Source organism: Rhizobacter sp. P5_C2, assembly GCF_054049715.1.
The window spans coordinates 1-12,986 of sequence record NZ_JBFULV010000142.1 but is presented as its reverse complement, the minus strand read 5'-3'; the positions used below and the strand labels follow the sequence as shown (position 1 = coordinate 12,986).

Below are 12,986 nucleotides of genomic sequence, written 5' to 3'. Positions count from 1 at the left end.
CGGGGTGGCCGCCGCCACGCGGCGTGCAGGCGCCGCGATCGGTGCCGGGGCCGACGCGGCCGGGCTCGACGACGACACCGCATTGCGCGGCGCATCGCCCGGGCCGTCGAACGGCGTGGATTGCGCGAAGGCCGGGCCGGCAACGACCGCGAGGGCGGCCAGCGTCAGGTGGGCGCTGTTGAGCAGAGGGGTGTTCATCGTGGCGCGTTGCTCCATGGGGAATGTCGTTGCAGGCATCTGTGTCCGTCAGCCGGTCTGCGCGACCTTGTCGTCGCGCGGCACCGGTGTCGGGTCTTCCTTCAGGTCGAGCGAGAGGATTTCCAGCCCGAGTGGGTTGGCGATCAGCGAGCCCTTGTTCGCGGCGATCTCGTCCTTGCCCTTGATGCGCCAGCCCATCTGCACGATGGCGTTGCGCCGGTCGACGACCGTGCCGTCGGGCTTGCGTTCGGTGAAGGTCGTGAAGACCAGCGTCTCGTACAGCGTCGTGCGGCCCTGCTCGGGGATCACCGACGGGATCTGCGTGCGGTGCTGCACCACGCGCACCCGCACGTCGCGTTCGAGGCAGCGTGCCTTGCAGTCGGTGAGTTCGGCGGCCACGCGCGCCGCGTGGTAGTCGTCGGCGCCGAGGAACTGCGCGATCAGCTTGGGCGACAGGAAGAAGCCGACGAAGCGGTAGTCGCCGGTGATGGTCGCGGCATTCTTGCGGTAGCGCTTCTCGACGAACTCGCTGATCTTCGATTCGAGCGTGGTCTGGAAGAACTCGACCGGGCGCGCCTGGTCGGCGAACTCCACCGTGTACGCGCCCGACGGATCGAGCTTGACCCAGGCCACGCGCACGTTCGATGCGAAGCGCTGGTCGGCGGTGTACCAGCCGATCGCCGAGAACAGCGTGATGCCCGACAGCAGCAGGAACGCGACGAACCAGCGCGCGCGGTCGGCCGAGGCGGCGGCCAGCAGGTCGAAGCGCGACTGCGCGCGCAGCTTGGTGATCACCGAGTCGGGGATCAGGCCCTGCTCGGTGTCGAAGGCGGGCCGCGGCCCACCGGCGCGCACGCTGTCCTTGGGCGGTCGGGGCTTCTTGAGCAGGGGTGTCATGGTGGTGTGTCTCGCGGGCGGTCGTGCCACGAACAGCGCAACACCGATGCCAGCTCGCGCGCTGCGTCGGTGCGCCGCGCGAAATCTCAATCGCGCCAAGCAGTTAGACCGTCTTGCTGCAGCGCTGAAGGCCGCGACCATGGCGCCGCGACTGTGCGCGATGCCGCAAGGCGCGCGGTGGTGCAGGCGGCATTCCGCACGAACCCGAAACGCGGCGTTCGAAGCACCCCTACGAGTTCTCGTAGCTTGCGCGCCGCCCGCAAATCACTACGCTGGACCCCATCATGAAAGTCGCATTGCTTCATTTGTTCGGCAGCACCCGCGCACAACTCGCGGCCCATTTGCGTGACGGTGGCCTCGACGTGCACGCGGTGTCCAACGCGGAGGACCTGCTGACGCTGATCGCGTCGGGCGCGGCCGGCGTGGTGGTCACCGACCTGCGCCTGCCCGGCGTGCACGAAGGCATGGAGCTGCTGTCGCAGTGCCATGCGATGGACCCGCAACTCACCGTGATCGCACTGAGCGACCAGGATGACACCGCGATGGCGGTCGAGGCGGTGCACCGCGGTGCGCGCGACGTGCTGGCGCCCGACAAGCTGCCGCGCCTGGCCACCGCGTGCCGGCAGGCGATCCGCTCGCGCGAGCTGACGCTGCAGACGCGCGCGGCCGAGTCGCTGCACGACGGCGAGCTGGCGCCCGTGCGGCGTGGCATCGTGCCGATCCACGAGGTGCTGCGCGGCAACCACCCGGCGGTGGGCAAGCTGCGCCAGGCGCTGCTGCGGCTCTCGCGCGTCGACACCGACGTGCTGGTGAAGGCCGAGACCGGCTGCGGCAAGGAGGTGGTCGCGCGCTGCCTGCACGACTACGGGCCGCGCGCCGACAAGCGCTTCGTCGCGATCAACTGCGGCGCGATCCCCGAGAACATCTTCGAGAGCGAGCTGTTCGGCCACGAGGCCGGCGCCTTCACCGGCGCGACCAAGCGGCGCATCGGCAAGCTCGAGTACGCGGCCGGCGGCACGGTGTTCCTCGACGAGATCGAGAGCATGCCGATGGCGATGCAGGTGAAGCTGCTGCGGGCGCTGCAGCAGCGCACGATCGAGCGCGTCGGTGGCAACGAGCCGATCCGGCTGAGCTGCCGCGTGGTCGCCGCGACCAAGGACGACCTGCTGGAGCTGTCGCGCGCCGGGCGCTTCCGCATCGACCTGTACTACCGGATCAACGTGATCGAGCTGTCGCTGCCGCCGCTGCGCGAGCGGCGCGACGACATCCCGCTGCTGGCGCATGCGTTCGCACTGGAGGCGGCCGAGCACCACGGGCTGAGCGATGCCGACCTCGACATCGAGTTCGTCTGCCGGCTGATGGTGCGCGACTGGCCGGGCAACGTGCGCGAGCTGCGCAACGCGGTGGAGCGGCATGTGCTGGGCATGCCCGAGCTGGCGGGGGGCGACGATGCGCCGCAGCAGTCGCTGCCGCAGCTGGTGGCGTCGTTCGAGCGCACGGTGATCGAGCAGTGCCTGCGCATGTGCGGCGGCTCGGTGACGCGCGCTTGCGAGATTCTCCATGTGCCACGCAAGACGCTGTACGACAAGCTGACGCGCTTCAGCGTGGATCCGCAGGATTACCGCGGGGACGGGGCGGCCGCTTCCGGCTTCGCGCCGATGACGCAGAGCGATTTCGCCGCGGTGTGATCGGCGCACGGCGGGCAGGGCTTCGACAGGCTCAGCCCGAACGGAGGTAACCGTTCGCGCCCGAACAGAGATAACCGTTCGCCCTGAGCCTGTCGAAGGGTTGTTGCCGAAGCGCGCGATCACGCCAACGCAACATCCCTCGTCACCCCCGCACTCTCCAGCCCCTCGCGCAGCGTCTGCAGCGCCGACACCTGCAGCTGCCGGATCCGCTCGCGCGTGACCCCGCGTTCGCTGCTGAGCTGCTGCAACGTGCATTCATCGCCGCCGTCGAGCCCGAAGCGCGCGACGATGATGTCGCGCTGGCGCGCCGGTAGCTGCGCCACCTGCGCGCGCAGCAGCTCGGCCAGGCGCGGCGCATCACGCTGCTCGGCCACCTCGTCGGCGACGTCGCGCTCGCTGAAGCCGGCGTCCGACAACTGCTGCTCGACGTCCTCATCGTCCATCGGCACCGGCGTGACCGGCACCGCGTCGTGCGACATCTGCAGCCGCAGCGGCGGCCGCACGATCGGCACCTGCATCGCGAGCGCCGTCTGCAGATGGTGGCGGATCCAGAAGCCCGCATAGGTCGAGAAGCGCAGCCCGCGCGCGCTCTCGAACTTCTGCAGCGCGACCAGCATGCCGACGTTGCCTTCCTCGATCAGGTCCAGCAGCTCCAGCCCGCGGTTCGAGAAGCCGCGCGCCATCGAGATCACGAAGCCGAGGTGGTGGCAGATCAGCGCGTCGCGCGCGTCGTCGTCGCCGCGGTCGATGCCGGCCAGCAGCTCCGACTCGTGCTGCGGCAGCAGCCGCGCGAAGCGGCGCACCTCGCGCATGTAGAGCGTCATCAGCGTCGGCAGCGCCGCATCGCGGCGCGCCGACGGCTCGGCCGGCTCAGCGCGCGGTGGCGGGCTTGCGCTCATCGGTGCTGGTGAGCGCGTCGGCACCCAGGTCGCGCTCGACGATGCGCGGGTTCGAGGTGGACCGGCCGCCTTGCGGCGGCGTCGCGGCGCAGGCCGCCAGCAGCCAGGGCAGCAACAGCACCAGGCATCGGGTGGTGATGGGTCTCATCGCATCTCCTTCGCGTCATCGGGCAGGCGTTCCACCGCAACCAGCCGGTTCACGTGGTCGACGACCAGCCGGTTGTCCTCGCCGATCAGCAGCAGCAGCGCCTGCTCGATGCTCATCACGCCGGCATGCGCGGCGATCGCGGGGATGCGGCGCTGCAGCACCGCGGCGCTGTCGACCGGGTCGACGGTGCGGTAGGTGATGCGGTACTGCACCGGCTCCAGCAGCGACTTGATCGCATCGCCGACGGTGCCGCTGCGCGGGTCGAACTCGACCAGCGTGCCGACCTTCAGGCGGTAGGCGCTGCCCGGTGGCGCGCCAGCGGCCAGCACCGGCTGCGGCAGCATCGCGAGCAGCAGCAGCGCGCACACCAGGCCGACCACGCACCAGCGCAGCAGCGCGGTGAGTTGCGGCGAGCGCGCGAGCGGGTGAAAGCGCAGGGGAAGTTTCATGGTCACTCCTTGCAGTGGCGCCTGTCATGCGCAATGGCCGTGCCACCGCCGTGCAGGCCGTGCCACCGGGCACCGCGGCGCGGCGTTGTGCGGCACGCCGCGCTCGGTGCCGTCGCGCGTGCGCCGTGCCGCACATGCATCGCGGCCTGGTTCATGGCTCGACGGCGGCTTCGACCTTGCGCTGCAGCTGCGCCACCGCATGGCGCGTCACCGCCTCGGCGAGGCCTTCGGTCTCCAGGGCGCGCGCGAGCATCGCGCCGATCACCACCGAGAGGTCGGGGCGCATCTGCAGCTGCTTCTGGACCTGCATGCGCACCTTCAGCGTGGCCTGGAACAGGTCCTCGGGGACCGGGATCCAACGCACCGTGTCGCGTCGCGGCGTGGGAGGGGTGGGGTCATTGCTCATGGGGTCGGGCCTCGTGTGGGGAGCTGCAGCAGTGCAAGTGCCGGGCCGGCCCACGCTCTTGACAAGCGCGCCGGCTGCCCTAAGCCCAGCAGGCGTTCCGCACGCTTCATTTGCGGATGTGACCGCGCATCAAGCGGGATCTGCGTTCCGGGCAACCGGTTCGCATGACAAGAAGGAGGTGGCAGTCTTGAGAGGACTGCCTGGCAAGGTCGTGATCGCGGTGGCGTTCTACCTGATGTACTGCGCGGGTGTTCAAGCCGTGCAGACATCGAGCCGCGCGATCGGCGTGCTGTCGCTCGCCAACGACTCGACGGTGCTGGCCGTGCGCTTCCAGGTCGTGTTCCTGGCGGTGCTGGTCGTCGCTGCCGTCAGGGCGTGGCGGCGGCGCTCGCTGGACGTGTTCCGCCCGCACTACCTGTTCAACCGGGCAGGGCAGGCGATCACGCAGACCGGTCAGACGGTCTGCATCCTGTTCGCGTCCGTCGAGATGGCGGGGCAGCTTCAGTCAGCGGTATCGATGGCTGTGGTGCCGGTCTGGACGTTGCTGGTCGGCTGGGTTCTGTCCCTGTTCGGCAAGCACGAACGGATCAATGCATCGGCGTGGGCAAGTCCACTGATCTACGCCATCGTCGCCAGTCTGCTGTTCTCGGAAGCTCCGAAGGCCAGCGGCTCGGTCTGGCACGGCATCGCGTTCATGTTGGGCAGCGGGTTGTTCACGACCTTGCTGCACTACCTGACCGACGACGTGTCGAAGAAGGACGCGGCAGCAGCAAGGGCACTCAACGATCGTCGCAAGGCCGCAGGCCTCGCACCGGTCGCGCCGCGCAGGGAAAGCAAGCTCACCCAGGCGCTGTGGCAGAACGGTCCGGCAGCGGTGCTGACGGTTCCGCTGTGGTTCACGGCGGTGCCGCTGGTGTCGCTGGAGCGGGCATCCGTTCCCACGTCGCCGCTGGCAGTGGCCTTGCTGCTCGGCGTGGCGGCGTTCTCGCTGTTCCAGCAGCTTGCCATGCAGCTCGCCTATGTCACCAGCGAAGGCACGGGACTGACCGTCGCGCGGTTCGGTGCGCTGCGCGGCTTCCAGGTGATGCCGTGCGGCTCGCTGCTGGACTTCTGGCTGTTCCACGAGGCTCCCGGTTCGGTGCAGATCAAGGCTCTGCTGCTCGTTCCGGTAGCGATGTGGGTCGGCTGGTTGCACATCACCACCCAGAAGAAGCCCGGTGAAGGATCCGGCGTGCACTAGCACGGCGGCCTGAACCGGATGCGATGCGGCGCGCCGGTGGTCTCCACTTGGCGCGCCGCATCGTGACCCCGGAAGCGTCGGTTCGGTCATGCAGCTTTGCTGCGTGATCGACCGGCGCTTCCTCCTTTTGTGCGCACGCCCTTGACAGCGTCCGTGCCCGCCCTACACCCAGCAGGCGAACCCCGTCTGGGGTCCGCACGGTTGGAGTGACGGCCGCCTTCTGGGTGGTTGCTGCTCCACGGACGAGAAGAGGAAAGATGAAGGGTGCACGGGCACTGCTCAACGGGTTTCTGGGACAGGGGTTCCAGAGCGACAACCCGGAGCGCATGAAGGGTGGCGGTACGCAGTACCTCGCCATCTCCACGAACGGCGACCGGGTCCAGCTGGACCCGAGCGTCCGGTCCCTGTTCCGCCCGGCCATCGCCCACCTGCGGCGCTGCGGCCTGAACCCGACGACCAACATCGTCTGGAATCAGGGCGCGGTTCCGATGCTGCGCCGCGAGACGTACGTGCCTTGCATGTTCGAGAGCGCGTACGCCCCGCCGAACGTCCGGGAGCTCGACTGGGCCCGGAACTGGCAGAAGGTGATCGAGGCCGCGTCGATGAAGTCGGAGTTCCCCGGTGTCATGAAGGACTGGGGGTTCTCGGGTCTGATCCCGAGGTCCCTGGTGTTCCGGCCCGGAGACACCGTCGACATCCCGCAGGACATGGATCCCGTGTGGTTCAAGCGCACCGTCGAGACCACCGGCGGAATCAACGTCGAGGGTCCCGTGGGTCGGTCCGACCTGGACGCCACCGTACGCAGCTTCCAGCGGCGTGACGAGGCGTTCCAGGTGCAGGAGCACGTCCCCGGCGAGGACTACTCGAACCAGTACTTCGCCGAGTTCGACGGGACGCTGCGCTTCCTGGCGACGACCGAGCAGGTGGTGATCAACGGTCACCACGCGGGCAACGAGACGTCTTCGGACGACTGGGGCCCGCTGACGCACGCGATCGCGCAGAAGCTGGTGGCTCTCGGGCTGCGCGGCTTCTTCGGGATCGACTTCCGGGTCAACGGGCTGACGGGACGTGTCACGGAGTTCAACCTCCGCGTCAACGGCTCGTCGGTGCCGGAGTACCTGCGCGTGCAGTTCGGATTCAGCAAGGTCTTCCTCATCCGGGAGACCCAGGTGAACCCGAGGCTGTCGCTCACGCAGGCACTCGACCGGTTGAAGAACACCGGTCACGAACTGGATCCCCGCACGGGCGGCGCTGTCGCCTATCTGTGGGGCTGGTTCAGGACCGGTCACACCCTCGGGATCGCCATCTACGGTGACGACGCCCGGGCACGGTACGACGAGGTGAGCAGGATCCTGCTCGCCGACTAGTTCCGCGGTTCACCACGCTTCATCGCGTCCGCACCAAGACCGGGGGACAGTGCTTCTGCACTGTCTCCCGGTTTCCTTTTGGGGCTGCGATTTCCCGGAAAATCCTGAGTGAATGAAACGATTTACAAATGACTTATTGAATGTCATCATTCATTCATGCCGTCGTCATCGTCCTCACAAGCTTCCGCGCAGCAGCGCATCGCCGCCGCCGCGCAAGAGGCCTCGCCGTCGCTCGCGCGGGTCGGCCACTGGATGGCGGCGCACCCGATCCAGACGCTGTCGTGCAGCGCCGACGAGATCGCGTCGCTCACCGGCACCTCGGTCGCGGCGATCAACCGCTTTTCGGTCGCGGCCGGCTTCGAGGGCTTCGCGCATTTGAAGAGCCTGCTCGGCCGCGAGCTCGAATCGGTGGTCGATCCGGTGCGCAAGCTCGACGGCGCGCGCAGCGGCGCCACCGGTCGCCCGGCCAAGACGGGCAAGGCCGGCAAGACGAAGAACGGTGACGCGCCGATCGACGGCGACGCCCTCACGCACGCCGGCAGCGTGCCGCAGATCCAGCGCGCCGCCGGCCGCCTGCTGAAGGCGCGCAACGTCTGGCTGCTCGGCCTGGGCACCAGCAGCTTCGTCGCCGGCTACGGCGCGCACGTGCTGATGCCCTACCTGCCGCAGGTGTGGGCGATCGCCGGCAGCGGCGGCACCGAGGTCGCGGCCCGCCGCCTCGCGCGCTGCAGCGACAGCGACCTGCTGATCGCGATCTCGCTGCCGCGCTATTCGATCGCCACCGTGCGGCTGGCCGAGTTCGCCCGCAAGCGCGGCGCCCACGTCATCGCGATCACCGACAGCCCCACCGCGCCGCTCGCGGCGATGGCCGACACGCTGCTGCTCGCGCCCGCGCAGCACGCAGTGTTGCCGAGCTCCGCGCTCGGCGCGCTGGCGGTGATGGAAGCCCTGGTCGCCGCGGTGATGCGGCTCAATCCCGACGGCCTGCGCATCGCGCGCGAGCTGTCCGAATCGGTGCTGTCGCACCTGACCACCGACGCGCAATTCCCTGGCCAATCCGGCAATTTCCGCAACAAGGACGAGATATGAAGCAGTACGCCGCCCCGTTCGTGTCCCTGATCGCCCGCTGCGCATTGAGCGCCGCGGCCGCCGTGCTGCCGTTCGCGGCGCACGCCGGCAAGGTGCTCGACGGCATCAAGCAGAAGGGCGTCGTCACCTGCGGCGTGCACACCGGCCGCGCCGGCTTCGCGCTGGCCGACGGCAGCGGCAAATGGAGCGGACTCGACGTCGACTACTGCCGCGCGCTCGCGGCCGCGGTGCTCGGCGACGCCGAGAAGGTCAAGTACGTTCCGACCAGCGGCCAGACGCGCATCACCGCGCTGCAGAGCGGCGAGATCGACGTGCTGTCGCGCAACACCACCTGGACCTTCACGCGCGACGCTTCGCTCGGCCTGGCCTGGGTCGGCATCAACTTCTACGACGGCCAGGCCTTCATCGCGAAGAAGAAGCCCGGTCTCGCGAGCGTGAAGCAGCTCGGCGGCGCCACCATCTGCGTCGACGCCGGCACCACCACCGAGAAGAACCTCGCCGACTACTTCCGCGCGCACAAGCTGCCGTACAAGGCCGTCGTGTTCGACCAGGCCGAGGCGGCGCAGCAGGCCTTCGCGAGCGGCCGCTGCCAGGCCTTCACCGGCGACAGCGGCGCGCTCGCGGTGCTGAAGGCCACGCACCTGAAGAACCCCGACGACTACGTGATCCTGCCCGAGCTGGTCTCGAAGGAGCCGGTCGGGCCGGCGGTGCGGCGCGGCGACGACGAATGGTTCGCGGTTGCCAAGTGGACGCTCAACGCGATGATCGAAGCCGAAGAGCTCGCGATCACGTCGGCCAACATCGATGGCCTCAAGGCTTCGAGCAGCGACCCGGCGATCCGCCGCTTCGCCGGCAGCGGCGACGACCTCGGCCGCTTCCTCGGGCTCGACAAGGACTGGAGCTACCGCATCGTCAAGCAGGTCGGCAACTTCGGCGAGAGCTTCGAGCGCAACCTCGGCGCACGCTCGTCCGTCAAGTTGCCGCGCGGACGCAACGGCCTGTGGACGCAAGGCGGCCTGCTGATGTCGCCGCCGCTGCGTTGAGGCTGCGATGTCGGCTGCATTCCCACCCCTCGGACCGCTCGTGGCTGTACCTGTTGATGCGACCGGCGCGCCGCCGCGTCCGCCGCTGCGTTGGCGCGTGCTGCTGCCGCAGTTCATCGCGCTGCTCGCCGTGCTCTTGTTCGGCGCTTGGCTCGCTCACAACGCGGCGCAGAACCTGGCGGCGCGGCATGTCGCGTCGGGCTTCGGCTTCCTCGACGACAGCGCCGGTTTCGCGATTTCCGAAGGCGTCATCCCCTACGACGCCGGCGACACCTATGCGCGCGCCTTCGCGGCCGGCATCGCCAACACCTTGCGCGCCGCGCTGCCGGCGGTGCTGCTGGTCAGCGTGCTCGGCTTCGCGGTCGGCATCGCGCAGCTCAGCCGCCACGCGCTGCTGCGCTGGAGCGCGATCGCGTACGTCGACCTGGTGCGCAACGTGCCGCTGCTGGTGCAGGTGCTGTTGTGGTACTTCGCGCTGACGATGCTGCTACCCGCGCCCGAGTCGCCGATGCAGTGGAGCAGCCTGGTCTTCCTCAGCAAGGGCGGGCTGGCGGTGGCGGTGCCGCAGCTCGATGCGCTGCTGGCCGCCGGGCTGCTCGCGCTGAGCCTGCTGCTACCGTGGATGACCTGGCGGCTGCTCGGCCGGCGCGCCGCGGCGTGGCCGCTCGCGCCGGTGCTGGTCGCGGCGCTCTGGCTGCTGCAGCCCGGCAGCTGGGACCGGCCGGTGCTGGGCACGTTCGGCGTCAGTGGCGGCGCGACGCTCAGCCCCGAGTGGCTGGCGCTGGTCGGCGCACTGACGGTGTACGCCGGCGCGTACGGGGCCGAGATCGTGCGCGCCGGCCTGCAGGCGGTGCCGCGCGGCCAGTGGGAGGCAGCGCATGCGCTCGGCCTGACGCGGGCGCAGACGCTGCGCCGCGTGATCGTGCCGCAGGCGCTGCGGGTGATCGTGCCGCCGTTCGCGAGCCTGGTGATGAACACCGTCAAGAACTCGTCGCTCGCGGTCGCGATCGGCTACCCCGACCTGGTCTCGGTCGCGACGACCTCGCTGAACCAGAACGGGCAGGCGATCGAGTGCATCGCGATCATCGCCAGCGTCTACCTGCTGCTGAACCTGGTGATCGCGCTGGCGATGGGCGCGATCAATACCGCGGTGCAACTGAAGGAGCGCTAGATGGATGCGACCCTCGATCTCGATCGCCCGCCGGCGCAAGCCCCTGCGCTGCAGCGGCTGCGCGCGATGCTGTTCGCCGACTGGCCGTCATCGCTGGTGTCGACTGCGCTGCTGCTGGTGCTCGGCTGGGCCGGCTGGCGCCTGCTGCGCTGGGGCGTGCTCGATGCCGTCGTGCAGCCCGATCCCGAAGCCTGCCGCGCGGCGGCCGGTGCCTGCTGGGGCGTGGTCTCCGAGAAGGCGCGGCTGGTGCTGCTGGGCCGCTTTCCGCAAGGCGAGCAATGGCGGCCGGTGCTCGGCAGCGCGGCCTTGCTGATCGGCGTGTGCGGCGCCGCGCACCCGCGGCTGTTCGGTCGCGCCGGCGTCGCGCTGCTGGCCGGCGCGCTGCTGCTGTTCGGCGTGCTGATGGCCGGTGGCGTGGCCGGGCTCGCGCCGGTCGGCAGCGACCTGTGGGGCGGGCTGCCGCTCACGCTGCTGCTGGCCGTCACCGGCTGCCTGCTCGGCGTGCCGCTGGGCATCGCGCTGGCACTCGGCCGGCGATCGACGCTGCCGCTGCTGCGCTGGCTGTGCGGCGCCTACATCGAGGCGGTGCGCGGCGTGCCGCTGATCACGCTGCTGTTCTTCGGTGCCTTCGTGCTGCCGCTGCTGCTGCCGCCGGCCTGGCGGCTCGATCCGATGCTGCGCATCGCGGCCTGCCTGACGCTGTTCGGCGCCGCCTACCTGGCCGAGATCTTCCGCGGCGGGCTGCAGGCGGTGCCGCGCGGCCAGCTGGAGGCGGCGCATGCGCTCGGGCTGACGCGCTGGCAGCGGCTGCGCCACATCGTGCTGCCGCAGGCGCTGCGCGTGACGATCGCGCCGACCGCGAGCCACTTCATCGGCGCGGTGAAAGACACCTCGCTGGTCGCGATCGTCAACGTCTACGACCTGACCGGCACGCTGCGGCTGGCGATGGGCGATCCGCAGTGGCAACCCTTTTTCGTCGAGATGTACGTGATGGTCGGTGCGGTCTACCTGCTGATCGGCGTGTCGATCGCGCAGTACGGCCGCTACCTTGGCCGCCGCCATGCCGTGAGGTGAATCTGATGACTGCAACAACGCCGCTGCTCGAGATCTCGGGCCTCCACAAGTGGTTCGGCGACTTCCATGCGCTGGCCGGTTGCGACCTGCAGATGGCCGAGGGCGAGAAGCTCGTGGTCTGCGGGCCGTCCGGCTCGGGCAAGTCGACGCTGATCCGCTGCATCAACGCGATCGAGCGCCCGGAGCGCGGCCGCATCGTGTTCGACGGCACGCTGCTCGACGATTCGCGCGAGGCGGCGCGTGCGCGGCTGGGCATCGGCATGGTGTTCCAGCAGTTCAACCTGTTCCCGCACCTGAGTGTGATCGAGAACGTGATGCTGGCGCCGCAGCTGGTGCAGCGCGAGGCCGCCGCCACGTCGCGCGCGCAGGCGCAGGCGCTGCTCGCGCGGGTGCGCATCGGCGAGCAGGCGGCCAAGTTCCCGGGCCAGCTGTCGGGTGGGCAGCAGCAGCGCGTCGCGATCGCGCGGGCGCTGGCGCTGAAGCCGCGGCTGATGCTGTTCGACGAGCCGACGTCGGCGCTCGACCCGGAGATGGTCGGCGAGGTGCTCGAGACGATGCAGGCGCTCGCGCGTGACGGCATGACGATGATCGTCGTCACCCACGAAATGGGCTTCGCGCGGCGGGTGGCCGACCGGGTGGCCTTCATGGAGGCCGGGCGCATCGTCGAGCTGCAGCCGACGGCCCGGTTTTTCGACCAGCCGCAGAACGAACGCACGCGCACGTTCCTCGGCCAGCTGATGGCGCATTGAGCATGGACCGGCCTTACGTTCTTGCGCTGCATGGCGGCGCCGGCATCATTGCGCGCCCCCTTTCACGGGATGCACGCGATGCGCGGCAGGCCGAGCTGCCGTACCACGCGGGCTTGCGCGCGGCGCTGTCGTCCGGGCAGGCGGTGCTGGCGCGCGGTGGCAGCGCGCTCGACGCGGTGGTGGCCGCGGTGAGCGCGCTCGAAGACAACCCGCTGTTCAACGCCGGCCATGGCGCGGTGTTCGATGCCGATGCCCGCCACACGCTGGATGCCGGCGTGATGGACGGCCGCACGCTGGCGGCCGGCGCGGTGGCCGGCGTGCGCCGCACGCGCAACCCGGTGCAGGCCGCGCGAGAGCTGCTGCGCGACGGCGGCAGCGTGTTGCTGGGGGCCGAGGGCGCCGACCGCTATGCCGAAGCGCGCGGGCTCGCGATGGTGGAGCCGGGCTATTTCTCGACGCCGCAGCGGCTCGCGCAGTGGCGGCGGATCCGGTCGCAGGCGGCCGGTGCGACGGCGCTCGACCACGACGCGGCGGCGCTTGCCGACGACCCGGTGCCGCTGTCGCCGGA

The 12,986-nt window shown here is 69.9% G+C and carries 14 protein-coding genes and 1 pseudogene; 9 read left to right on the top strand and 6 right to left on the bottom strand.

Annotated features, from left to right (window positions below):
• A pseudogene (locus ACXJLU_RS30350) lies at positions 1–198 on the bottom strand (hypothetical protein); the annotation flags it as partial.
• A gap of 48 nt (positions 199–246) precedes the next feature.
• On the bottom strand, positions 247–1,095 hold the full coding sequence (locus ACXJLU_RS30345) for a VirB8/TrbF family protein (protein ID WP_457337456.1): 849 nt from the start codon (positions 1,093–1,095) through the stop codon (positions 247–249).
• 284 nt (positions 1,096–1,379) lie between these two features.
• On the opposite strand from ACXJLU_RS30345, the gene ACXJLU_RS30340 reads away from it, so the two are divergent.
• Complete coding sequence (locus ACXJLU_RS30340) at positions 1,380–2,783, top strand: sigma-54-dependent transcriptional regulator (RefSeq protein WP_457337454.1); 1,404 nt, start codon at positions 1,380–1,382, stop codon at positions 2,781–2,783.
• A 119-nt stretch (positions 2,784–2,902) separates the two neighbouring features.
• Here ACXJLU_RS30340 and ACXJLU_RS30335 read toward each other — a convergent pair whose 3' ends face one another.
• The 4 genes from ACXJLU_RS30335 to ACXJLU_RS30320 all read right to left on the bottom strand — a co-directional run bounded on the left by ACXJLU_RS30335 (position 2,903) and on the right by ACXJLU_RS30320 (position 4,685).
• Positions 2,903–3,682, bottom strand: a complete 780-nt coding sequence (locus tag ACXJLU_RS30335; protein ID WP_457337452.1) for a sigma-70 family RNA polymerase sigma factor — start codon at positions 3,680–3,682, stop codon at positions 2,903–2,905.
• On the bottom strand, positions 3,654–3,830 hold the full coding sequence (locus ACXJLU_RS30330) for a hypothetical protein (protein ID WP_457337450.1): 177 nt from the start codon (positions 3,828–3,830) through the stop codon (positions 3,654–3,656). The genes ACXJLU_RS30335 and ACXJLU_RS30330 overlap by 29 nt, the downstream gene beginning before the upstream one ends.
• On the bottom strand, positions 3,827–4,279 hold the full coding sequence (locus ACXJLU_RS30325) for a hypothetical protein (RefSeq protein ID WP_073468847.1): 453 nt from the start codon (positions 4,277–4,279) through the stop codon (positions 3,827–3,829). The genes ACXJLU_RS30330 and ACXJLU_RS30325 overlap by 4 nt, the downstream gene beginning before the upstream one ends.
• A gap of 151 nt (positions 4,280–4,430) precedes the next feature.
• A complete protein-coding gene (locus tag ACXJLU_RS30320) occupies positions 4,431–4,685 on the bottom strand; it encodes a hypothetical protein (protein ID WP_457337448.1) in 255 nt (84 codons plus the stop codon).
• 187 nt (positions 4,686–4,872) lie between these two features.
• Between ACXJLU_RS30320 and ACXJLU_RS30315 the strand changes: the two genes are divergently transcribed.
• From ACXJLU_RS30315 to ACXJLU_RS30280, 8 genes are all read left to right on the top strand, one after another.
• Positions 4,873–5,925 carry a hypothetical protein gene (locus ACXJLU_RS30315; RefSeq protein WP_457337446.1) on the top strand — a complete coding sequence of 351 codons (1,053 nt, stop codon included), beginning with the start codon at positions 4,873–4,875 and terminating at the stop codon, positions 5,923–5,925.
• Positions 5,926–6,182: 257 nt separating this feature from the next.
• Positions 6,183–7,292: a hypothetical protein gene (locus tag ACXJLU_RS30310; RefSeq protein ID WP_457337444.1), complete on the top strand. Its 1,110-nt coding sequence runs from the start codon at positions 6,183–6,185 to the stop codon at positions 7,290–7,292.
• Between the two features lie 156 nt (positions 7,293–7,448).
• Entirely contained in the window at positions 7,449–8,381 is a 933-nt protein-coding gene (locus ACXJLU_RS30305; protein WP_457337442.1) for a MurR/RpiR family transcriptional regulator, read from the top strand.
• Positions 8,378–9,424: an amino acid ABC transporter substrate-binding protein gene (locus tag ACXJLU_RS30300; protein WP_457337440.1), complete on the top strand. Its 1,047-nt coding sequence runs from the start codon at positions 8,378–8,380 to the stop codon at positions 9,422–9,424. The genes ACXJLU_RS30305 and ACXJLU_RS30300 overlap by 4 nt, the downstream gene beginning before the upstream one ends.
• Before the next feature lie 40 nt (positions 9,425–9,464).
• Positions 9,465–10,595, top strand: coding sequence for an amino acid ABC transporter permease (locus ACXJLU_RS30295; RefSeq protein WP_457337438.1), 1,131 nt, complete (start codon positions 9,465–9,467; stop codon positions 10,593–10,595).
• Complete coding sequence (locus tag ACXJLU_RS30290) at positions 10,596–11,669, top strand: amino acid ABC transporter permease (RefSeq protein ID WP_457337436.1); 1,074 nt, start codon at positions 10,596–10,598, stop codon at positions 11,667–11,669.
• Between the two features lie 5 nt (positions 11,670–11,674).
• Positions 11,675–12,418 (top strand): amino acid ABC transporter ATP-binding protein, encoded by a 744-nt coding sequence (locus ACXJLU_RS30285; protein WP_457337434.1) that lies wholly within the window; start codon positions 11,675–11,677, stop codon positions 12,416–12,418.
• 2 nt (positions 12,419–12,420) lie between these two features.
• Positions 12,421–12,986, top strand: a 566-nt coding sequence (locus ACXJLU_RS30280) for an isoaspartyl peptidase/L-asparaginase (RefSeq protein ID WP_457337432.1), incomplete at its 3' end; no start/stop codon positions are given.